At 67.2% G+C, this 21,462-nt stretch carries 14 protein-coding genes; 9 read left to right on the top strand and 5 right to left on the bottom strand.

Annotated features, from left to right (window positions below):
- Window positions 1-15 precede the first annotated feature (15 nt).
- The 6 genes from OIK44_RS02995 (at window position 16) to OIK44_RS03020 (ending at window position 8,694) form a co-directional block, all read left to right on the top strand.
- The gene (locus OIK44_RS02995; RefSeq protein WP_273669188.1) at window positions 16-1,323 is read left to right on the top strand and encodes a hypothetical protein; all 1,308 of its coding nucleotides are present in this window, start codon (window positions 16-18) and stop codon (window positions 1,321-1,323) included.
- Complete coding sequence (locus OIK44_RS03000; RefSeq protein ID WP_273669189.1) at window positions 1,320-1,907, top strand: hypothetical protein; 588 nt, start codon at window positions 1,320-1,322, stop codon at window positions 1,905-1,907. The genes OIK44_RS02995 and OIK44_RS03000 overlap by 4 nt, the downstream gene beginning before the upstream one ends.
- Before the next feature lies 1 nt (window position 1,908).
- The gene (locus OIK44_RS03005) at window positions 1,909-2,970 is read left to right on the top strand and encodes a hypothetical protein (protein ID WP_273669190.1); all 1,062 of its coding nucleotides are present in this window, start codon (window positions 1,909-1,911) and stop codon (window positions 2,968-2,970) included.
- Window positions 2,967-4,010, top strand: a complete 1,044-nt coding sequence (locus OIK44_RS03010) for a hypothetical protein (RefSeq protein ID WP_273669191.1) — start codon at window positions 2,967-2,969, stop codon at window positions 4,008-4,010. Before OIK44_RS03005 ends, OIK44_RS03010 begins: the two co-directional genes overlap by 4 nt.
- 84 nt (window positions 4,011-4,094) lie before the next feature.
- Window positions 4,095-6,383, top strand: a complete 2,289-nt coding sequence (locus tag OIK44_RS03015) for a coiled-coil domain-containing protein (RefSeq protein WP_273669192.1) — start codon at window positions 4,095-4,097, stop codon at window positions 6,381-6,383.
- 22 nt (window positions 6,384-6,405) lie between these two features.
- The gene (locus OIK44_RS03020; protein ID WP_273669193.1) at window positions 6,406-8,694 is read left to right on the top strand and encodes a bifunctional serine/threonine-protein kinase/formylglycine-generating enzyme family protein; all 2,289 of its coding nucleotides are present in this window, start codon (window positions 6,406-6,408) and stop codon (window positions 8,692-8,694) included.
- Between the two features lie 16 nt (window positions 8,695-8,710).
- Here the strand turns inward: OIK44_RS03020 and OIK44_RS03025 are convergent, their stop codons facing one another.
- Window positions 8,711-9,649: a 5'-nucleotidase gene (locus tag OIK44_RS03025; RefSeq protein ID WP_273669194.1), complete on the bottom strand. Its 939-nt coding sequence runs from the start codon at window positions 9,647-9,649 to the stop codon at window positions 8,711-8,713.
- Window positions 9,650-9,911: 262 nt separating this feature from the next.
- On the opposite strand from OIK44_RS03025, the gene OIK44_RS03030 reads away from it, so the two are divergent.
- On the top strand, window positions 9,912-11,654 hold the full coding sequence (locus tag OIK44_RS03030; protein WP_273669778.1) for a methyl-accepting chemotaxis protein: 1,743 nt from the start codon (window positions 9,912-9,914) through the stop codon (window positions 11,652-11,654).
- Window positions 11,655-11,669: 15 nt separating this feature from the next.
- Here OIK44_RS03030 and OIK44_RS03035 read toward each other — a convergent pair whose 3' ends face one another.
- A complete protein-coding gene (locus OIK44_RS03035) occupies window positions 11,670-12,578 on the bottom strand; it encodes a lipase secretion chaperone (RefSeq protein ID WP_273669196.1) in 909 nt (302 codons plus the stop codon).
- A 13-nt stretch (window positions 12,579-12,591) separates the two neighbouring features.
- Window positions 12,592-13,503: a lipase family alpha/beta hydrolase gene (locus tag OIK44_RS03040; protein ID WP_273669197.1), complete on the bottom strand. Its 912-nt coding sequence runs from the start codon at window positions 13,501-13,503 to the stop codon at window positions 12,592-12,594.
- A gap of 293 nt (window positions 13,504-13,796) precedes the next feature.
- Between OIK44_RS03040 and OIK44_RS03045 the strand changes: the two genes are divergently transcribed.
- Window positions 13,797-14,486: a TetR/AcrR family transcriptional regulator gene (locus OIK44_RS03045; protein ID WP_420213810.1), complete on the top strand. Its 690-nt coding sequence runs from the start codon at window positions 13,797-13,799 to the stop codon at window positions 14,484-14,486.
- Window positions 14,487-14,520: 34 nt separating this feature from the next.
- On the opposite strand, the gene OIK44_RS03050 is transcribed toward OIK44_RS03045, so the two are convergent.
- The gene (locus OIK44_RS03050) at window positions 14,521-16,836 is read right to left on the bottom strand and encodes a penicillin-binding protein 1A (RefSeq protein ID WP_273669199.1); all 2,316 of its coding nucleotides are present in this window, start codon (window positions 16,834-16,836) and stop codon (window positions 14,521-14,523) included.
- Between the two features lie 201 nt (window positions 16,837-17,037).
- On the opposite strand from OIK44_RS03050, the gene OIK44_RS03055 reads away from it, so the two are divergent.
- Window positions 17,038-19,293, top strand: coding sequence for an OPT family oligopeptide transporter (locus OIK44_RS03055; protein ID WP_273669200.1), 2,256 nt, complete (start codon window positions 17,038-17,040; stop codon window positions 19,291-19,293).
- Between the two features lie 473 nt (window positions 19,294-19,766).
- Here OIK44_RS03055 and OIK44_RS03060 read toward each other — a convergent pair whose 3' ends face one another.
- A complete protein-coding gene (locus tag OIK44_RS03060) occupies window positions 19,767-21,272 on the bottom strand; it encodes a peptide MFS transporter (RefSeq protein WP_273669201.1) in 1,506 nt (501 codons plus the stop codon).
- Window positions 21,273-21,462 lie beyond the last annotated feature (190 nt).

The raw sequence follows: 21,462 nt of genomic DNA on the forward strand, positions 1-21,462 counted from the left end.
GATGAATAGGGAATTATGCGCCTGCCAGGCACCAGATATCAGGAACACGGCTGGGAACAAGTACGCAAACTACTTGGGCAGTGCTCTTTACAGGTATTCAAACAGGCCGCCGCCGGCCAATTGCTGGCCGGCGGCGCGGAGCCGCTGCTGGACTGGTACACCGAGGCCGTGTCGGCCGGCTTGCGGCGCGCCCGCGGCGCGCGCGCCGACGCCGCCGGCAACAGCTATGGCGAGAGCGTCGCCGAGCTGGCCTTGAGCCTGCTCTATGAGCTGCAGGCCCAGCCCGGCTACTGGGACAGTTTCGTCGCGGCGCTGGAGCGCGCCGGCGCGTTCTGGCTGGACGCCGGCGCCGACGGCATCCTGCGCAAGAAGGTCAACGACATGTACGCCGGCCTGCGCGACAAGGTCGACTCGGACGGCTACCAGGTGGCGTCGGGGCGCGCCTGCTCGCCGAACAAGATCTACACCTACCGCATGCTCGACACGGCCTATCACGAGATCGCCGCGCTGTTCGCCGGCTGGCACCAGCATGGCGAGCAGGTGGCCGCCATCCTCGGGCGGCCGCTGCAAGGCGTGCCGATCGAAACCCGGCAAATGAAGTCGGTGGCCGGCTGCAAGCCCGAGTGGGTGATACGCTGGAGCGAGACGCTGGAGCGCTTCGGCGGCGCGCCCGGCCCCTTGCACACCCGCTCGAAGCGCTTCGCCAGCCTGAAAAACAATCCTGCGACGATAGGGGCGATGCTGGCCGAGATCGGCGACTACGAGGAGTTGTCGGCCAATCTGGACGGCGCCGACGACTGGCAGGGCGACGCCGGCGAAGCCACCCTGTGGCTGGAGGACTACTGGCGCGTGATGGGCGAGCCGGAGCCGGACGGCGCCGAGGACCGCATCCTGGCGGCCGAGCCCGAGGAATTCGAGGCCGCGCCGGAGGAGGACGAGCCCGCGCCGCCCGAAGCGGCGGCCAGCCCGGAGCGGGCGGCGCGCGACGAGGCCGCCGCCGCTGGCGTTTCCCTGCCCCTCCGCTATATTGAACTGGCGGGCGCGGCGCAGGACGCCGGCAGCTGGGCGCTGCGGATGCTCAAGGAGGAGTCGCTGCCGATCCGGCTGGCGGTGTACCAGAAAATACTCGGCGGCGCGGACGATACCTATCCAGACGCATGGCGAGATCCCGCCACCGGCGCGCTGCCGACCCTGCAGCAACTGGCGGCGCTGGAGCGGATTTCGATGCCGACGCTGCGCAAGCGGCGCAACCAGGCCATCGCCAGGCTGCAGGCGGCAAACGTGGCGGAGAACGCGGCGACAAATTCAAGGAGAACGATGTGAATGCGAAAACGCAGCAAGGTCCGAAGGCCGTCGATGGCAAACTGCGCGAGCGCCTGCTGTTGGCGCGCGCGGTGGACGGCGACCGCCTGATGCTGGCCGACGCCACGATGCTGGCCGCGCTCGACGGTTCGCGCGCGCTGACGATGAACGAGCGGCGCGCGCTGGCGCAGTCGCCACTGACGCTGCGCCGTTTCCGCCACCTGACGCTGGAGCGGCGCCGCGGCGCGGCGGCCGCGGCCAATGAAGTCGCCTGGCACGGCAGCGGCGGCATGCTGCGCGCCGCCGCGGACGGCGCCGCCCTGGAACAACTGGGCACCGACGATGGCTGCTGGAGCCTGCACTTCCTGGCGCAGGCCGATGGCTGGCAGATCATCCTGAAGCTGGCGGCCGTGGCGCCGTTTGCCGCGCGCCTGATGCGTGAGCGGCCCTTGTTGCGCGTCGTCGATGGCGGCGGCGCGGTCATCCTGCAGGGCCGGCTTGACGGCGACGGCGAATGCGAGTGCCGCTGGGCCTTCGACACAGCGCCGGCATCGCATTTCCATATGTACGGCGCCGTCTTCGCCGTCGAACTGGCGCCGGCCTGACATGGCACTGTTCAACTGGCCGGCCCAGCGCGCCGCCGACAGCGCCGCGCTGGGCGCCCACGCGGGCGTGATCGCGCTGCGGCTCGGCGACGGCGACAGCGTCCCGGAAGGCGGCGTGCTCGTCATCTTCGACGCCGCCAACCAGGCGCGCCGGCGCACGGCCGCGCGCGTGGCGCTGGCGCGGGGCGAGCGCGCCTGGTGCTTCCACCCCGGCCCGTACAGCGTCGATCTGACGCCGTTCGCGGCCGCGCCGGAGCTGGGTTTGTCGCTGCAGTTTGTCATCGATGCCGCCGATCCGCGCGTCGCGCTGCAGCGCTTCGACCTGTTCCTGCTCAGCGAGGCGGACGGTGAACCGCGCCTTGCGCTGGCGCGTTTCGGCGCGGCCCTGCAAGCCGCGCTGCAACTGGAACTGAGCCAAGGCAACCTGGAACTGCCGCCTTGCACCTCGCTGGACGAGTGGCACGCGTTTCGCGGCGGCCTGAACCAGTTGCTGTACACCCGCTTCGGCGTCACCGTCGAGGATTGCCTGCCGGCCGACCTGGGCGAGCGCGTCGATTTCGCCGCCATGTTGCGGGCGCGCGCGCAGCCGGCCGCTGTCGCGCCGGCACCGGTGCCGGCCGGCGCGGCGGCGCCGCAGCCGCCGGCCGGCGACGCCCAGTCGCTGCGCCGCCTGTTCCTCGAACTGCCGGCCGCCACCAGCGCGCTGCGTCTGCTGGCGCTGCCGCCCGGCCAGGCATTGTTCCTGGCCCACGGCGCGCTGCTGCAGCGCCTCGACCTGGCCGGCGCCGGCGTGGCGACGATGCCGTCGCTGGAATGGGCCGCGCCCGGCCAGCGCCTCGCCGCCGCCCAGCAGGCGCGCCGCACGGCGGCAAGCGCCGCCGCCGCGCACGCGCTGGACGAGGGCTGGGCGCTGCTGGCGCGCCTGCAACTGGCCGCGCCGGCGCAATTGCCGGCGCTGCTGGACGAGGCCGACCGCATCCTGTCGAATCTGCAGCATTGCCTGGACATGCGGCGCGCGCCGTTCGCCGCGCTGCAGCAGGACGAGCGCAAGGAACCGTCATGATCGATTTACCGGACAGCGCCGAATGCCGCTGCGTGCTCGCCGACGGGCGCGTGCTGACTGTCACGGCGACGCGCCGCCCGCGCGGCAACCGCGCCGACGTCAAGTGCACCGTCGCGGGCGCGCCTGCCGCGTGCGAGCGCATGCAGGAAGTGGTGCGCCTGGCGCGCCACACCGAGGCGCGCCTCGACAGCCGCGACCAGGTGGTGCTGAGCATGGACATCGCGCCGCAGCCGCAGCAGCGCGACTGGGAGCTGGCGGCCGTGCTGGCCGACCGCATGGTGCGCGGCGAATACCTGAGCGCCCAGGGCGTCGTGTACGCGTGCGGCTGGTCCGATGCCTGGCACCTGGGGCAGGTCGACGGTCCGCCGCAAGCGCCCGTGGCGCCATTGCCGCAGGCGGCCGCGCTGATACTCGGCGGCGAAGGCGCGAGCCCGGGCGCGCACTGCCTGCGCCTGACGCACCTGGGCGGCCTGAGCGGCCACACCGACCCGGCCGCCTGCGTGTCGGGCGCGCGCGCCTGGTTCCCCCTGCACAGCGGCGGCGTCAACGACAGCCTGTGCTGGGTCGAGGTCAGCGTGCACCCGCTGGCGCAAGCCGGCGACGACGAGGAGGGCGCGATCGCCGTGCCGGGCCTGGATCTGGCGGCGCAGCTGGCGGTGCGCCAGGCGCTGGTCGGCGCGCGCCACTTCGACGGCCGCGCGCTGGGGCGCTGGCGCACCGTCGTGCGCTTCGGCGAAACGCGCTTCCAGGGCAGTTCCTACGAGTTGGCGCTGGTGCTGGCGGACCGGCTGGCGCGCGGGCGCGAGTTCGTGCCGCGCGGGCGCGTGATCGCCAGCGGCTGTTCGTCGGCCTGGCACGCCGGCCGCGTCGACAGCGTCGAGGGGCGCGCGCCGAAGCTCGACTTGATACTGCGTCTGGCCGTGGCGGGCGACCGCGTGCTGCTGCCGGCCGACTGGCGCGATGGCGGCGGCGATTTTTCCGCCGGGCTGAAGGCAAAAGGCGCCTCGGTGGCGTGGATAGAGCGTATCGGCGTCATTTGACGCGTGCGCATTAGTGATTCGGGTGTGCCCCTGCTAAAATCGGCGGGCCAGCCCGGCGGCAAATGAATAGATGAGGAGTCTGACATGTTCCAAATGTTTGGTTTTGGCGGCGTCAAGTGCCCGCGGTGCGAGCATAAGAACGCCGACGCGTCGGGCTACTGCGGCGCCTGCGGCCTGACCTTGGGCGCGCCGCACAGCGAGCCGGTGCTGCGCGAGAACCGCTGGGTGCCGGCCGCCGATGAGCTGGCCGTGTTCTTCGGCGTGCGCGAGCTGTCCGGCGTCTTCAACAAGACGCTGCGCGTGCCGGCCGCCAGCCGCGCCTATATCCTGCAGGGCGACAAGGCCACCGAGGTGCCGCAGGGCGAGTACGAAATCGAAGGTTTTTTCACCCGCTTGAACCACCTGCTGCGCGACCAGCACGCGGAAATCCTCATCACGCGCATGACGGCGCTGCCGGTCGCGTTCGAATTCGCCGATCTGGCCACGGCCGAATACCTGAAAGTGTCGGCGCGCTTCACCGTCAGCATCAAGGTCGAGCAGGTGGCCGCCTTCGCGCAGCATTTCATGACCGCGCCGGGCACCGTGACGACGCAGCACCTGCACGACCTGCTGGCGCCCTCGGTGCGCCAGCTGGCCGGCGAGTTCGTCGGCGGGCGCTCGATGCGCGACATGGCCGGCAACGCCGAACTGCGCGCGCAGCTCGACGAGCGGCTGCAGGGCGCGCTCAAGCTGCGCCTGGCGCAGTACGGGCTGGCGGCCGTGCGGGTCGACACGCTGGCGCTGCGTCACGATAAATTCGATGCCAACCGCGCCCGCGTCGGCACCTTGTGGCTGGTGGCCGACGAGCGCCACGCCCAGCTTGAGCACGTCAAGCAGCTCGACCAGCTCTACGACGAGCAGGAGTGGCAGGGCATCTGGCGCCAGGAACAGACTATGCGGCTCGATTACCGCCGCGCCGAGTTGCGCCAGGACGCCAGCGTCGAGAAGGCCGAGCTGGCGCAGCAGGAGGCCGAGCGGGTGCAGGCGATCCGCGCGCGGCAGGTCGATTTGTACGGCCGCATCCTCGAATCGACGTCGCGCAAGCAGGCGTTGGAGCGCGGCGCCGGCGCCACGCTGGCCGAGCTGGAGCACGAGCTGGCGCAGCAGAACGCCGTGCGCGCCGACGCCGCCGCCGGGTGGCAGCATGTGCGCGCGCTGGCCGGCATCAAGATGCGCACCGAACTGGAGCTGGCGCAGCAGTCGGGGCGCGAGCAGATGCAACTGGCCCAGCAGCGCTTTTCGCACCAGTTGCACCTGCAGCAGATCGACAACCAGATCGCCCAGGCGCTGGTGATCGAGGACGAGGCTTACCGCCGCGCCCAGCTGACGCGGCTGCGTCAGAGCCAGGCCGAGGCGGCCCAGCGCGAGGCGCAGATGGAGGCGGAGCAGCACAAGGCGCGCTGGCAGGGCGCGGCGCTGGAAAGCGCGGCGCGCAAGCGCGAGGCCGAGCGCGTGCAGGAGTGGCAGGACCAGCTGCAACTGGGCCAGCAGCGCGATCTGCTGCGCGCCGACGCCGTCAAGGACGCGGCGACGCAGGTGCAGGTGGCCGAGGTCGGCGACAAGATCGAGGCGCTCAAGCGCGCCGGCGCGCAGGCGGAGGCCATCGCCCAGCATGAAAAGCTGCTGCGCACCATCGAGGCCGACGCCATCCACGCCCGCCAGCTGCAGCAGAACCAGCACAAGACCCAGCTCGACCAGCTCGACATCGACGAACAGCGCCAGATACTCAGCCAGCAGGAGCAGGAGGCGCAGTGGCAGCGCCAGTTGCAGGCGCTGGCCCAGGCTCGCGACCAGGACTATGCGCGCTGGAAGGGCGAGTACGATCTGCTGATCGCGCGGCAGGCCCACGCGGCCGAGCTGGCGCGCATCGACATCGAGCGCATCGAAACCATCGGCCAGTTGAGCGACACCGGCAAGGTGGCGCTGGCCGACGCGCCGAACGCGGCGGCGCTGGCGCAGATCCTGAAAACCCAGGTGCAGGCCGGCATGAGCGCCGAGCAGATCCATGCGCTGGCGGCCGTCGCCGCCGCCGAGAACAGCATCGCGCCGCTGGACGCGCTGCGCATGGCGCACGAGCGCGTGCTGGAGGAGCGCGCCCATATGGAGGCGCAGGCCGACAAGGACAGACGCCACCAGCTCGACCTGATCAACCTGCAAAACGCGGCGCACAGCCACGCGCTGTCGGCGCAGGCGCAGTTGGGCGTGGGCGTGGCCCAGGCCGGCGCCACCGTGCACCACCACCACGGCGTAACGGCGCGCCGCTGCGCCAACGGCCACCCGGCCGGCCCCGACGACAAATTCTGCGCCACCTGCGGCGCGCCCCTGCAGCCATGATGGAAGCGAACCACCAGCCTTGATGATGCAAACCGCCAGAGACAAGCTCCGCGAACTGCGCGCCCTGCACGACGACGGCCTGCTCAGCCAGCAGGAATTCGACAGTCGCAAGAACGCCATCCTCGACGCCGAATACGCGCCGCCGGCGGCGGCCGGCGCGCCTGCGCCCGCCGCCACCGCCGCGCCGCGCCAGGGCACCGAGCTGGGCCTGATGGCCGGGCAGGAAATCGGCCCGCAAAACCGCCGTTACCGGCTGGAGCGCCTGATCGCGCAGGGCGGCATGGGCCAGGTCTGGCAAGCCACCGACCTGGCCACGCACGCCGAGTTGGGCAATAGCGAAATGGTGGCGCTGAAAATCCTGCCGCCGCAACTGACGCAGAGCGCCACCCACGCCAAGCTGCTGATCGAGGAGGCGACCCAGGCGCGCAAGCTGGCGCACGAACACATCGTGCGCGTCTACGAATGGGCGCAAGACCCGGCCACCTCCAGCTATTTCATCATCATGGAATGCCTGGAGGGCGAAGACCTCGACAACTATCTGGGCCGGCAGGGGCCGCTGCCGCTGGAAACGGTGCGGCAGATGCTGCTGCCGGTGGCCGACGCGCTGTCGTATGCGTGGGAAAAGCACAAGCTGGTGCACCGCGACATCAAGCCCGGCAACGTCTTCCTGACGCAGAAGGGCGACATCAAGCTGCTCGACTTCGGCATCGCCTCGCGCGTGCGCAACGCCGGCAGCAGCATCGGGTTGCAAACGCCGAACGCCGGCACCAGCGGTTACCGGGCGCCGGAGTCCGGCACGCACCAGCGCCAACCGAGCCCGCGCCTGGACGTGTACGCCGTTGCCGTGATGGTCTACCAGATGCTGGAAGGGAAAATGCCCTTCGACGACACGCGCGGCGCCGGTCATTTGCCGTCGGCGCCGGGCGGCTTGAACGCGGCCCAGTGGCAGGTGCTGCAGAACGGCTTCTCGCTGACGGCGGAGCTGCGGCCGGCGTCGGTGCAGGCCCTGCTGGACAAGCTGGAGCGCGCCGCCGGCCCGTCCGAAGCGGAGCTGGCCGAGCAGGCCGAGCAGGCGCGCGCGCGCGAGGCGCAGCGGCAGAAGGAGGTGGCGGCGCTGGCCGAGCAGGCGCGCCTGATCGAGAAAAAACGCCAGCAGGAGCTGGCCGCCAAGCGCAAGGCCGAGGCCGAGGCGGCGGCCGCCGAGAAGCTGCGCCTGGAGCAGTTGCGCAAGGCGCAGGACGCCCGGCGCCACCTTGAGGCGGAGGCGGCGCGCAAGGCGCGCAAGGAGACGCTGCGCGAGCAACTGCGCGCGCGCCGCGAGGCCGACGCCGCCGCCGCGCTGCTGGAACACCAGGAGCAGCAGCGCAAGGCGCAGCAGGCGAAGGCCGAGGCGGCCTACCGCGCCGAGCAGGAGCGCGCCCGCAAGGAACTGGCCAGCCGCGCCGCGGCCGAGCTGGCGCGGCAGATGCCGACGCCGGCCAGCCCGGTGGCGGACGCCGACGGCGTGCTGCGCGACAGCTTCCTCGACGGCAGCGGCAAAGGGCCGGAACTGGTGCTGATCCCGACCGGTCGCTTCCAGATGGGATCGCCCGAACACGAACGTAAGATCGCGATGGCGGCCGGCTCGCAAAAAAGCTGGCTGGACCGCGAAACGCCGCAGCACTGGGTCGGCATCGAGCAGTCGTTCGCGCTGGGGCGGCATCCGGTCAGCGTCGGCCAGTGGCGCCAGTTCGTCCGCGCCACCGGCTGGGTGGCGCAGTCCGAGACGGATTGGGAAAACCCCGGCTTCGTGCAGAACGACCGCCATCCCGTGGTCGGCGTCAGCTGGCACGACGCCCAGCTGTATCTGGAGTGGCTGAGCGGCCGGACCGGCCAGGTGTACCGCTTGCCCAGCGAGGCCGAGTGGGAATACGCTTGCCGCGCCGGCAGCAAGACCGCGTTCAGCTTCGGCGACGAGATCAGCACCGAGCACGCCAACTACGACGGCCACTACACCTACAACGGCAGCGCGCGCGGGCAGTATCGCGGCGGCAGCAGCGCGGCCGGCGACTTTCCGCCCAACCCCTGGGGTTTGTACGATATGCACGGCAACGTATGGGAATGGGTGCAGGACGTCGTGCACGACAACTATGAGGGCGCGCCCGCCGACGGCCGCGCCTGGGAAGAGGGCGGCGACGCCAGCCGCCGCATCCTGCGCGGCGGCTCGTGGCTGTACAACCCGCGCTACCTGCGTTCGGCCTTGCGCAACGGTTTTTCCGCGGTGCTCGGCAACGACATCGTCGGCTTCCGCGTCGCCCGCGCGCTAGCCTAGCTCGGCCGGCGGCGCCTCATGCCGGCGCGACGAGATTGGCCACGCCAAACGGCACGTGCACCATCGGAATCGTGCCGCCGGCCGATTTCAGGTGGCTGAGCTGGTCGTCGAAGAAGATGTGCGGCTTGAACACGGCCAGCACCCGCGCCTTGTCCATGCCGCCAAGGAAAAATGTCTCGTTGGCCGACACGCCCCAGCTTTTCAGCGTCGTCACGACGCGCTCGTGCGAGGGCGCGTTGCGCGCCGTGATGATGGCGATGCGCAAAATCTTCTTGTACGCGGGGTCGCGCCGTTGCGCCTTTTCCTCGAGCCGCTGCATCACGGCCAGCTTCTGGAACAGGTCGGCCAATGGCCCCGGCTGGTGCGGCGTCGCGACATGCTTGGTTTCGTGCGCGTGGAATTCCTCAACGTCATTGTTGCGCTTGAAGACGGTTTCGGCCTCGTCGTCGGCGATAACGCCGTCAAAATCGAAGGCGACGCGCAGTTCGCCGTCGTTTTCGTCGTCCTCGATGCGCGAGGGCAGCACCAGGCCGGCCGGAAACTTGTTGGCCAGCGCATTACGGACGTCTCCCTCGTTCGCGCTCAAAAACAGCGAGGCGTTGAACGCCGGCAGATAAGTATACGGCGACTGCCCGGTCACGAAGGCGGCACGCGATATGTCCAGCCCGTAATGGGCAATCGAGCGCAGCACGCGCAAGCCGGTTTCCGGCGAATTGCGCGAGAACAGCACTACCTCGACCGGCGCCTGGCGCGCGAAATGTTTATTGATACTTAAAAAACGCCGGATGAATGGAAAGGCCACGCCGCGCCCGAGTATCGAATCGATATTCTGTTCCTGGTATTTTCGATATTCTTCGGCGCCGCTGTCTAAATATATCTGGTGCGATTCGCTGAGGTCGAACAGGGCGCTGGAGGCGATGCCGATGACGAGTTTTTGTTCGATTTGGTAGGCCATCTGTGCCCCGGGAAGTGGTTTTTCTTGGCCGCTATCTTATCTGAAATGGCCGGCGCCGGCGTTCCAGGACATGTTTCGTTTGCCCTTATCTGTGCGCTATGTAACACAAGGGAAAAGAAAAAGATTGACGGGCGTCAACTAAAAGACGATATTTGTGAGTGCGCCAATTCTCTCCAAATCTAACTCGGCAGCCCGTTTTCCACATAAAAGCAAGCTTGTATTTCGCCAGCTTTATCGATAGATAATATGAAGGGGTAGCATGATGTTTAAGAACTTACTGATCAAATGGAAACTGGCAACGCTGGTCGCCATCATGATGGTCGCATTGGCCGTGGTCGGTTTCAGCGGTTATTCCGGCATCGCCACCGTGGGCGAGGCCGTCAATGAAATCGGCGTCGTGCGCCTGCCGTCCATCCAGGGCTTGCTGACGATGAGCGAGGGCCAGACCGCCGTGTCGGCCGCCACGCTGACGACGGCCATCTACGAAAACAATTACCAGTCGCAGGATAAGTTTGCCGAGGCCATCAGGCTGCGCCAGAAGGCCTGGGCCAGTATCGAGCGGGGCTGGAAAAAATACGAGCCGCTGCCGCAGTCGCCCGAAGAAGCCGTGATGTGGAAGCAGTTCCTCGACGAGTGGGCGGCCTGGAAGGGCGCCGACGAGAAGGTCGCCGCCACCATCGCCGCGCTGGCGCAGAACAAGGACGAGCAAAAGCAAAAGGATTTGTTCGTCGAGTTCTACCGCCTGTACGACGCGGCGCGGCCGCTGTTCTCGAAGGCCGAGGGCTCGCTGAACAAGATCAGCGAACTCAATGACGGCATCTCCCAGGCCAGCATCAAGGCCGGCGCCGCGGCCGTGATCCGCTCCGAACTGGTGATGCTCATTTCGGCGCTGGTGGCCGCCGCCGTCGCCGTCGCGTGCGCCTTCTATATCACCAAGACCATCACGGAGCCGATCAATACGGCCGTGAAGGTGGCGCAGACGGTCGCCTCGGGCGACCTGACCAGCCGCATCGAGGTCGGCACAACCGAGGAAACCGGCCAGTTGCTGCAGGCGCTGAAGGATATGAACGATAGCCTGATCAGCATCGTCGGGCAGGTGCGCGGCGGCACGGACACGATCGCCACGGCGTCGACGCAGATCGCCAGCGGCAATCTGGACCTGTCCTCGCGCACGGAGGAGCAGGCCAGCTCGCTGGAGGAAACCGCCTCGTCGATGGAGGAACTGACGTCGACGGTGCGGCAAAACGCCGACAACGCGCAGCAGGCGAACCAGCTGGCGGCGACGGCGTCCGGCGTGGCGGTGAAGGGCGGCGAGGTGGTGGCCCGCGTGGTCGACACGATGGAGTCGATCAACGACTCGGCCAAGAAAATCGTCGACATCATCAGCGTCATCGACGGCATCGCCTTTCAGACGAATATCCTGGCCCTGAACGCCGCCGTCGAGGCGGCCCGGGCCGGCGAGCAGGGACGCGGTTTCGCCGTCGTCGCCTCGGAGGTGCGCAATCTGGCGCAGCGCTCGGCCTCGGCGGCCAAGGAAATCAAGACCCTGATCGGCGATTCCGTCGACAAGGTCGGCGCCGGCAGCAAGCTGGTGGCGGAGGCCGGCAGCACGATGGGCGAAATCGTCGCCAGCGTGCAGCGCGTGACCGACATCATGGCCGAGATCAGCCTGGCGACGCAGGAGCAGAGTTCCGGTATCGACCAGATTAATGTGGCGATCGGCCAGATGGACCAGGTGACGCAGCAGAACGCGGCGCTGGTCGAGGAGGCGGCCGCGGCGGCGGAGTCGCTGCAGGAACAGGCCGGCAAGCTGGCCGATGTCGTCGGCGTCTTCAAGCTCGACGGCGTGTCGGCCGGCATGGCGGCGTCCCGCGCGGGGACGGCGAAAAAAGCGCCGCCGGCGGCGCCGGTGGCGCGCGCCAAGCCGGCCGCCAAACCGGCGCTGCGGATGGTGTCCGGAACCAAGCAGCATGCCGCCAAGGAGGAAGACTGGGAAGTGTTTTGACGGCGCTCCCGCTCTTCACTCGTAGGCGCCCAGGCGGCGCTGCTCGTCCGGCTTGAAGTGGGCGTCGCGCAGCCGCTGTAGCGCCGCCGCGTCCATCCCGGCGGCCCGTTGCGCCAGATAGGCGTCGATGCGGCTTTGCCACGCCGCCTCGTCGCGGTCCAGTTCGGCCAGCCTGTCCGCCGCCGCGGGCGACAGCGCGGCCGCGCGCGCGCGGTAGACTTCATTGTCGCCGGCCCCTTGGGCGCGCATATTGCGCACCGATTCCTCGATGTGGAGGATGCGCGCCGGCGCCTCGCGCTCTTCGCGCAGCGCGGGCGACAGGCGCAGCTCCAGTTGCGCCAGCTTTTGCTGTTTTTGCGCCGCGTCCAGCGACGGATCCTGGCCGATTTCAAGGCGGGCCAGGGCGTCGGCGTCGCGCGCGTCGCTGGCGCCGAACAGGCCGGCCGTTTCCGCCGCGCTGAAGTAGCTCGGGCGCAACTGCCGCATCGCCTCCATGCGCGCCCGCGCCGCCCGCGCCAGGTCGCCGGTGCGCGGCAGCGCCTGCTCGACGCCGACCAGCGCGCGCTTGTAGTCGAGGTAGTGGCCGAGCAGGCGCTTGGCCGCCGCGGCCGGCGCCGGCTTGAGGCGGCGCTCCAGCTCGCGCTCGATGCCGCCGCGGACCTCCGCCATGCTCTTCTCGCCCAGTCCGGCCAGGTAGTAATCGAACAGGTGGCCCAGCTCGGCGTCCACCACCAGGCCGTCGGCGGCGTCGACGCGCAGCTCGCCGTCCGGCCGCGTGCCGGCCATCGACGGCACAAACGCGAAATGGTCCGCTTCGGCGGGCGGAAGCGGCGGCGCCGCTTCCGGTTGCGCCAGCGTGATGTAGAGCACGCCGACGGCGCCGGCCAGGACGGCGAGCCGGAAAATTGTCGCGTTTGTGCGCATCGCCGCCCCCCCCTTACAGTCCGAGGCCCTGCAGCCGGTTCGCCTGTTGGCGGAACACCGTCACGGGGCTCGTTTCGAAGAGGTTGACGATGCCTACCAGCTGGTTGACTTCATCGAGGTGGTTCATCGCGTAATCGTCGCGGATGACGCGTCCCAGGTGGCTGGAGCAGGTGCTGACGAGGCCGTCGTTGGCGCCGGGGAAGACCAGCGAGGTCAGCGCCAGCAGGGCGTCGTTGCCGTCCAGGATATTCGTGCGGGGCTGGTTGCCGCTCCACGAAAAATAGTACACGCCGCGGGCCTGGTGGGCACCTTCGCCGCAGGCCGTGGTTGGCACGCCTTCCGGATGGCGGCTGTTGAAGGCCAGGCTGCCGGCCGAGCTCAGCGAGGTCAGCGCGGCATGGGCGTTTTGCGGCAGTCCCGCGCCGCCCGACAGGAAGTCGATCAGGCTGGCGAGGGCCTTGGCGATGGCCTCGGACACGTTCGGCGCGGCGCCGATGAGGACGTCGGCCACCTTCGAGCCCTTGTTGGGGCCGCCCACGCCGGTCACCGAGGCGACCAGGTCCGGCCGCACCGACGCGACGTAGCGCGCCGTCGGGCTGCCCTGGCTGTGGCCGATCAGGTTGACCTTGGCGGCGCCGGTGGCCGCGAGGATGCGCCTGACCTGGCTGAGCAACTGCTCGCCGCGTACCTCGCTGCTGTTGGCCGCCGACACGGAGGTGACGTGGACGCTGGCGCCGCCGCTGCGCAGCGCCGCCGGAATGCCGTAGAAGTATTCGACCGGCCCCAGTTTGTCGAAGCCGAACAGGCCGTGGACGAGGACGATGGGGTACTTCGTCTGGGTGTAGCCGGCCGCCCAGGACGGGGCGGGCAGGAAGGCGAGGGCGGCGAGGGGAATGGCTAGATATTTCCAAAAAGCTTGTTTCATGCTGTCTCCGTGATGGTGTCATGAATGCTGCTGGAAACCCGGGCCTGCCGCGGCCGCAGCCGTGTCCGCCCGGGGCGCCGGGGCCGCATTTTTTCGTTCCACTCTGGCGGCGGAAACAAATAAAGCGGACGCTCGGTTTTCAAAATGTAGCACCGCCTTATGCAAATAGCATGACGCACCGCAATATCCGCCGGCCTTATTTTCTTAACAAGCTAAACAGTTGTTTTCCTGAGCTATAATCGTGCCGCGCATCACTATCTCCGCCGCGCGCGCCAACGTTTTTGGGAATGCACTTGTCGACCCATTTCAACTTCGAGCACTTTCAGCACATGACGCCGCTCAATGGCGACAACATCTGGAGCTACATCCTGGACCGCCATGCCGGGAGCATAGGCGTGAAGCGGCGCAAGCCGGCGCTGGAGAATCTGGAGCGCATCTTCGGCGCGACCTTCCGGCTGGCCAATGACGTCGGTTTCCGGGCGATGAGCTTGCGCGACCTGTGCCGCGAGACGGGGCTGTCGATGGGCGGGCTGTACGGCTACATCGCCAGCAAGGACCAGTTGGCGGAAATGATCGAGGATGTGGTGTGCCACGCCACGCGCGAGATGCCGCCCGTGTTCAGCCATGTGGCGGTGCCGCTGGACCGGCTGGAGGCGCTGATACGCGCCTCGATCTACCTGTCGGAGATCCTGCAGCCCTGGTTTTACTTCGTCTACATGGATTCGCGCGTGCTGCAGGCCGAGCAGCGCAGCATGGCGAAGAATTCCGAGCTGTACGTGCAGACCCTGATCGCCGACGTCATCGCGGAAATCGAACCCCGTCCGGCCGGCAACCCGACCTTGCTGGCGGCGCATTGCCTGGCGCTGTTCCAGGATTGGTATGTGAAGCGCTGGAAGTACCGGGCGGCTAAGGTGCATGTTGACGACTTCGCCGACAGCGTGGTGCTGGCGGTGCGCAGTTACCTGGGGCCGGCGGCGCCTTAGGCGCGCGGCCGGGGGCGGCCGCCGGAGCGGCGCCTCAGTTGCTTTCCAGCGGAGTCGCCTGCGCCGGCATGTCCGCCGGCGCGATGTCGAGCGCGCGCACCTCGCCGTTGCCGATGAATTCGTCGTACATCCAGTCGCCGTCGACCCGGCTCAAACCGGCCGGCACGGCGCGTTCCGCCTGCGGCCGTTTGGCCAGCGCCGTCTTCATGTAGTCGATCCAGATCGGCAGCGCCACCGAGGAGCCGAACTCGCGTCCGCCCAGCGACTTCGGCTCGTCGTAACCCATCCACGCCACGCCGACGATGCCGCCGCCATAGCCGGCGAACCAGCCGTCGATGGCGTCGCTGGTGGTGCCGGTCTTGCCGGCGATGTCGGCGCGCCCCAGCCGCTGCGTCGCCGCCGCGCCGGTGCCCGAGCGCACCACGTCGCGCAGCATGCTGTCGACCATATAGGCGTTGCGCGCGTCCAGCCCGCGCGCGCTTTCCTGGGCCGCCTCGGGCGCCTTGGTTTCGGAGAGCAGCGCGCCCTGGGCGTCGGTGATGCGGCTGATCAAATAGGGCTGGACCTGGAAGCCGCCGTTGGCGAACAGCGCGTAGGCGCCTGCCATCTGCCCCGGCGTGACGGCGCCGGTGCCCAGCGCCATCGTCAGGTTGCTCGGGTGCTTGGCCGCGTCGAAGCCGAACTTCCCGAGGAAATTATGCGTGAAGGGGACCGTGACGGCGCGCAGTATGCGCACCGAGGCGACGTTCTTCGACTGCGCCAGCGCGTAGCGCATGCGGATCGGCCCCTCGAACTTGCCGTCGTCGTTCTGCGGCTGCCAGTTCTGGCCGCCGGCGTCCGGGCCGCTCATTTCCAGCGGCGCGTCGCTGATCAGCGTGGCCGGCGAAAAGCCCTTTTCCAGCGCCGCCGAATAAACGAAGGGCTTGAAGGCGGAGCCGGGCTGGCGCCAGGCCTGGGTCACGTGGTTGAATTTCTGCAGTTTGTAGTCGAAGCCGCCCACCATCGCGTGGTAGGCGCCGCTGGCCGCGTCGATCGAGACGAAGGCCGCCGCCACCTGCGGCACCTGGGTGATCGACCAGAACTTGCTGTCCTTCTGGCTGACGCGGACCAGCGCGCCCGGACGCAGCTTGATGGCGGCGTTGGCGTTCGGCGCCAGCGCGGCGGCGGCGAAGCGCAGGCCGTTGCCGCGGATGGCAATGTCCTCGCCGGCGCCGATGTCGACCGTCACCTTGCCCGGCGCCACCGAGGTGACGACGGCGGCGATCAGGCCGTCGCTGGCGGGGCGCTTCAGCAGCGCCTCGTCGATGGCGTCTTCGCGCTCCTCGGCCGCGTCCGGCAGCGTGATGAAGGCTTCCGGGCCGCGGTAGCCGTGGCGCTGGTCGTAGGCCAGCACGTTGCGGCGCAGCGACTCGTAGGCGGCGTCCTGGTCGGCCTTCAGGATCGTCGTGTAGACCTTGATGCCCTTGGTGTAGGATTCTTCCTTGAACTGGGCGAACACGGCCTGGCGCGCCAGCTCGGCGACGTATTCGGCGTGGGTGTCGAACTCCATGCCGCGCTGGTTCACCCGCAGCGGCTCGGCCAGCGCCTGCTGGTATTGCGGCTCGCTGATGTAGTCGAGCGCGCGCAGGCGCTTCAGCACCAGTTGCTGGCGCTGCTTGGCGCGCTTCGGATTGACGGCCGGGTTGTGGCGTGCCGGATTTTGCGGCAGGCCGGCCAGCATCGCCATCTCGGCGATCGACAGCTCCTGCAGGCGCTTGCCGAAGTAGGTCTGGGCGGCGCTGCCGAAGCCGTAGGAGCGCTGGCCCAGGTAGATCTGGTTCATATACAGTTCGAGGATCTGGTCCTTGCTGAGCGCCGCCTCGATTTTATAGGCCAGCATGACTTCGTTGATCTTGCGCGAATACACCTTGTCTCGCGTCAAAAAGAAATTGCGCGCGACCTGCATCGTGATGGTCGAGCCGCCCTGGCGCGAGCCGCCGCCCAGATTGGCCTTGGCCGCGCCCAGCGCGCGCACGTAGTTGATGCCGCTGTGGGCATAGAACTCCGTGTCCTCGATGGCCAGCAGCGCCTTCTTCATCATCTCCGGCACGTCCTTGATGGCGACGAAGTCGCGGTGCTCCTCGCCGAACTCGCCGATCAGCGCGCCGTCGGCCGTGTAGATGCGCAGCGGAATCTTTGGGCGGTAGTCGGTGATCACGTCGAGCGCCGGCAGTTTCGGGGCGACGAACAGCAGCAGGTAGGCGGCCAGCAGGGCGGCGCAGAGCAGGGCGGCGGCGCCGGCGAGCACCAGGAGGTGGATGAAGCCGCGGCTGGACAGGCGGGAAACGGGGGCGTTGCGGGAAGCGCTCAAAGTGGGTTCTCAAGGGGGCGTGCGGGGCACGGTGCGGCAATTATAGACGAAAGAATCGGCCGTTCCGCAGCGGCCGGACGGCGGCGCAAAAACGCTTTCCATCGCCGCACGCTTGTGCGATAGTCTCGGCTGCACGAAATCGCCCGCGCCGCCGGCGCTGCCGCTTTCGATCTAAAAAATATAACTAACGAGGATTGATCAATGCCAAAAGATGCACTATCGACGTCTGTACGGCCGTATATTCCGGCCGAGGCACAACTACCGGAGATGACCTTTCGCGCGCTGTTGATGGGCGTGATTCTGGGGATGGTGTTCGGCGCCTCCTCGCTCTACCTGGTGCTGAAGGTGGGCTTGACGGTGAGCGCCTCGATTCCCGTCGCCGTCATCGCCATCACCCTGTTCGGCCTGGCCAAGAAGGTCGGCGGCAAGGATTCCTCGATTTTGGAAAACAGCATCACGCAGACGGCCGGCTCGGCCGGCGAGTCGATCGCCTTCGGCCTGGGCGTGACCATGCCGGCCATCCTGATCCTCGGCTTCGACCTGGAAATTTCCCGCGTGATGCTCGTCGGCGTGCTCGGCGGCCTGCTCGGCATCCTGATGATGATCCCGATGCGCCGCACGATGATCGTCGACCAGCACAAGGAATTGAAGTTTCCGGAAGGTACGGCCTGCGCCGAAGTGCTGAAGGCGGCCGCCACCGACAGCTCGCGCATCGCCGCCGGCGAAAGCATCCAGAAGGACTCGGCCGCCGCGCAGGACGCGAAGCGCCGCGCCAAGATCATCTTCGGCGGCTTCGGCATCGGCCTGTTGTATAAGGTGTTCAACGTCTCGTTCAAGGGCTGGAAGGACACGCCGGGCGTCGAGTTCGGCGCGCCGCTGAAGGCCGGCTCGATCGGCGCCGAGATTTCCCCCGAACTGCTGGGCGTCGGCTACATCATCGGCCCGCGCATCGCCGCGACGATGGCGGCCGGCGGCGTGCTGTCCTACCTGCTGCTGATTCCGATGATTAAATTCTTCGGCGACAAGCTGACCGTGCTGGTGTCCCCGGGCACCAAGCTGATCAGCGAAATGGGTCCGCACGACGTGCGCGGCGCCTATGTGCTCTACATCGGCGCCGGCGCCGTCGCCGCCGGCGGCTTGATCAGCCTGGTCCGTTCGCTGCCGATGATCTGGCGCAGCCTGTCGGTCGGCCTGGCCAGCATGGGCAAGGGCAGCAAGCCCGCGTCGACGCTGCGCACCGAGCAAGACATTCCATTGAAATGGGTCATCATCGGCTGCCTGGCCATCCTGGCCGTCATCACCGTCGCCACGCCGTTGCACATGAACCTGCTGGGCGCGCTGCTGATCCTCGTGTTCGGCTTCCTGTTCGCCACCGTGTCGTCGCGCCTGACCGGCGAAATCGGCTCCTCGTCGAACCCGATCTCCGGCATGGCCGTGGCGACGCTGCTGTTCACCTGCCTGATCTTCCTCATCATGGGGTGGACCGGCGGCCAGTACTACGTGACCGCGCTGTCCGTCGGCGCCATCGTCTGCATCGCCGCCAGCAACGCCGGCACCACCTCGCAAGACTTGAAAACCGGTTTCCTGGTCGGCGCCACGCCGCGCCTGCAGCAATACGCGATCCTGGCCGGCGCGCTGTCGTCGGCGCTGATCCTCGGCCCCATCCTGCTCAAGCTCAATGACGCCAGCACCATCTACGTGCCGGCCGCCCATGTGGCGCCGGGCTTGACGACGGATGCGTCGAAGCTGCTGAAAACGGCGCAGTTGCAAGGCCCGCAGGCGGAAACGGACGGCAAGACCTATAAAGTCTGGCAAAAAACCGACACTGTCGGCGGCCCCGCCGGCAAATACCTGGTGGCCGACGATGGCAAACTGGTGTATCTGGTCGATCCTGGCATTAATGGCAATTACCACAAGCGTCCGGACGGCACGGAAGTGAAGAAATACGACGCGCCCAAGGCCGTGTTGATGTCCTACATCATCAAAGGCATCCTCGACCAGCAACTGCCGTGGACGCTGGTATTGTTCGGCGTGATGATCGCCGTCGTGCTGGAAATGGCCGGCGTGGCCTCGCTGGCGTTCTCCGTCGGCGTTTACCTGCCGCTGTCCTCGACCCTGCCGATCTTCATCGGCGGCGGCATCCGCTGGCTGGTGGACCGCCGTAACAACCAGCTGAGCCACAACGCCGAACTGACGGCGGAGCAGAAGCAGGCGGCCGGCGACCGCAGCTCGGGTGTGCTGCTGGCGTCCGGCTACATCGCCGGCGGCGCGCTGGCCGGCATCATCATCGCCATCACGGCGGGCGTGCTGACCAACTTCGACCAGGCGATGGCGAACTGGGCCGAGCATAGCAACCCGTTCTACGAGGGCATCAACTCGGACGCGCTGTCGATGCTGCCTTACGCCGTTATCATGGTGTTGCTGTATTGGGTGGCGCGCGAGAAGAAGCCAGCGTAAGCCGGTCGCAGCCAAGGTAAAAAATGCCGCTGAACTCAGGTTCAGCGGCATTTTTTTTCTTATGTCCCCGCCAAGTATGGAACTGCTTCCAACTGCCGAGGTCTTACTTATATGAGAACGACCTTGGGAGCAGTAAATGAACGCGCGAGACTTCGAGAATCTCCTTGCCCAACTTGACGCGCTGACCAAGCGGCAGCGCGAAAAAGTGCTCCGATTGCTAGGTTCGGCCTCACTGAAGAAGGGGCCGCCGAGCTAATTGAAAGCGCGGCGAAGCGCAAGCTAGATATTTGCAAGGCTGCGCAGATGGCCGGCAACGCTATCGCTGCGTTGCCGGCAAGAGGACGGCGGATGCCGGCTTGGCAGGGGGCGGCGCCCCGCAGTAAGGGCGGGCCATGGATAGCCGCCTGGCAGTAGTCAAAAAAAACGGCGGCCCGCAAAGGCCGCCGTTGTCGTTTCCAGCGTAGCGCCGGCGTTTATTTGACGCCGTGCATCAGTTTGTTGATCAGCGGTGCGATCAGGAACAGGATCGCGCCGGCGATTGCCAGCGACCAGAAGCCCGATGTGTAGCCGGCCAGCGCCGACGTCACGGACAGACCGCTTTCGCCGCTGACGTAGCTGGCGAAGATGCCCGACAGGTTGTTGCCGATGCCGGTGGACAGGAACCAGCCGCCCATGCCCAGGCCAACCAGGCGCACAGGAGCCAGTTTGGTGACCATCGACAGGCCGATAGGGGACAGGCACAGTTCGCCGATGGACTGGATCACGTAGACCAGGAACAGGGTCCAGAAGGGGATTTTATTGCCGACGTCGACCAGGTTCGACAGCGCGTAGATCAGCAAACCGAAGGCGGCCGCGTTGCCCAGCAGGCCCAGGCCGAATTTGCGCGGGATGGACGGGTTGGCGCCGCGGCGGCCCAGCAGGATCCAGACGAAGGCGATGACAGGCGCGAAGGCGATGATGGCGATCGAGTTGACGCTCTGGAACCAGGCGGTCGGGAAGACGAAGCCGCCCAGTTTGCGGTCGACGATGTTTTCCGCCAGGAAGGTGAACGAGCTGCCGGCCTGCTCAAAGAACATCCAGAACAGGATGTTGAAGGTGAAAATGAGCAGCATGGCGATGACCTTGTCGCGCGCGACCTTGCCGTTTTTGATGCCTTCGACCAGCAGCATGACGCTCAGGCCGATGAACAGCACCGACAGCACATATTGCAGATTGGTGGCGCCGACGGCCAGCAGGAAGTACACCAGCGGAATCACGACCAGCGCGCCGATGGTCACATAGGCCATGCGCAGGCGGCTTTGCGCTTGCGGTTCCGGGGCGCCTATGCCTTGCAGCGAGCGGCGGCCGATGGCGAACCACACCAGGCTGATCAGCATGCCGATGCCGGCCGAAATGAACACCACCTTATAGGCGGGCATGCCGTTGCTGCCGAAGATGTGTTGCGCCAACACCTGGGTGAACAGGGGGGCCAGGAAGGCGCCCATGTTGATGCCCATGTAGAAGATGGTGAAACCGCTGTCGCGGCGCGTGTCGGCGGTGCTGTAGAGCTTGCCAACCATGGTCGAGATGTTCGGCTTGAACATGCCGTTGCCGACGATGATGGTGGCCAGGCCCAGCTTGAAGACGTCCGGGTCGGGGATCGAGATGGCGAACAGGCCGATGGCCATGAAGCAGGCGCCGATCAGGATCGAGCGCTGGTAACCGATGACGCGGTCGGCGATGTAGCCGCCGAACAGGGCGCCGGCGTACACCAGCGCCAGGTAGGAGCCATAGGTGAGGTTGGCGACGGCCTCGCCGGAGGCGTCGCCGCCGTGGAATTGGGCGACGATGTAGAGCACCAGGGCCCAGCGAATGCCGTAGAACGCGAAGCGCTCCCAGAACTCGGTCATGAACAACATCCACAGTGGGCTAGGGTGACCCATAATCTGCTTAAACTCGGGAAGGGTGGCTTCCTTGGTTGACGTAGTAGCACCGCTCATGCGGTTTCTCCTGAAAAATTTTTATAGTGGATAAAAAATATGGATGCACCGGACGGGGGTGGAAGCTCTGTTGAAGCACCATTGTCGCCGGAATGTTCCAATAGGCAGGCATTCTAATCTACAAATTGCCGTAGGCGAAGATTTCCCTTTGCATAATCAAGAATGCCTTAATCATATCGTTGCAAATGCG

This window comes from Janthinobacterium fluminis, from assembly GCF_028595325.1.
Lineage (GTDB): Bacteria > Pseudomonadota > Gammaproteobacteria > Burkholderiales > Burkholderiaceae_D > Janthinobacterium > Janthinobacterium fluminis.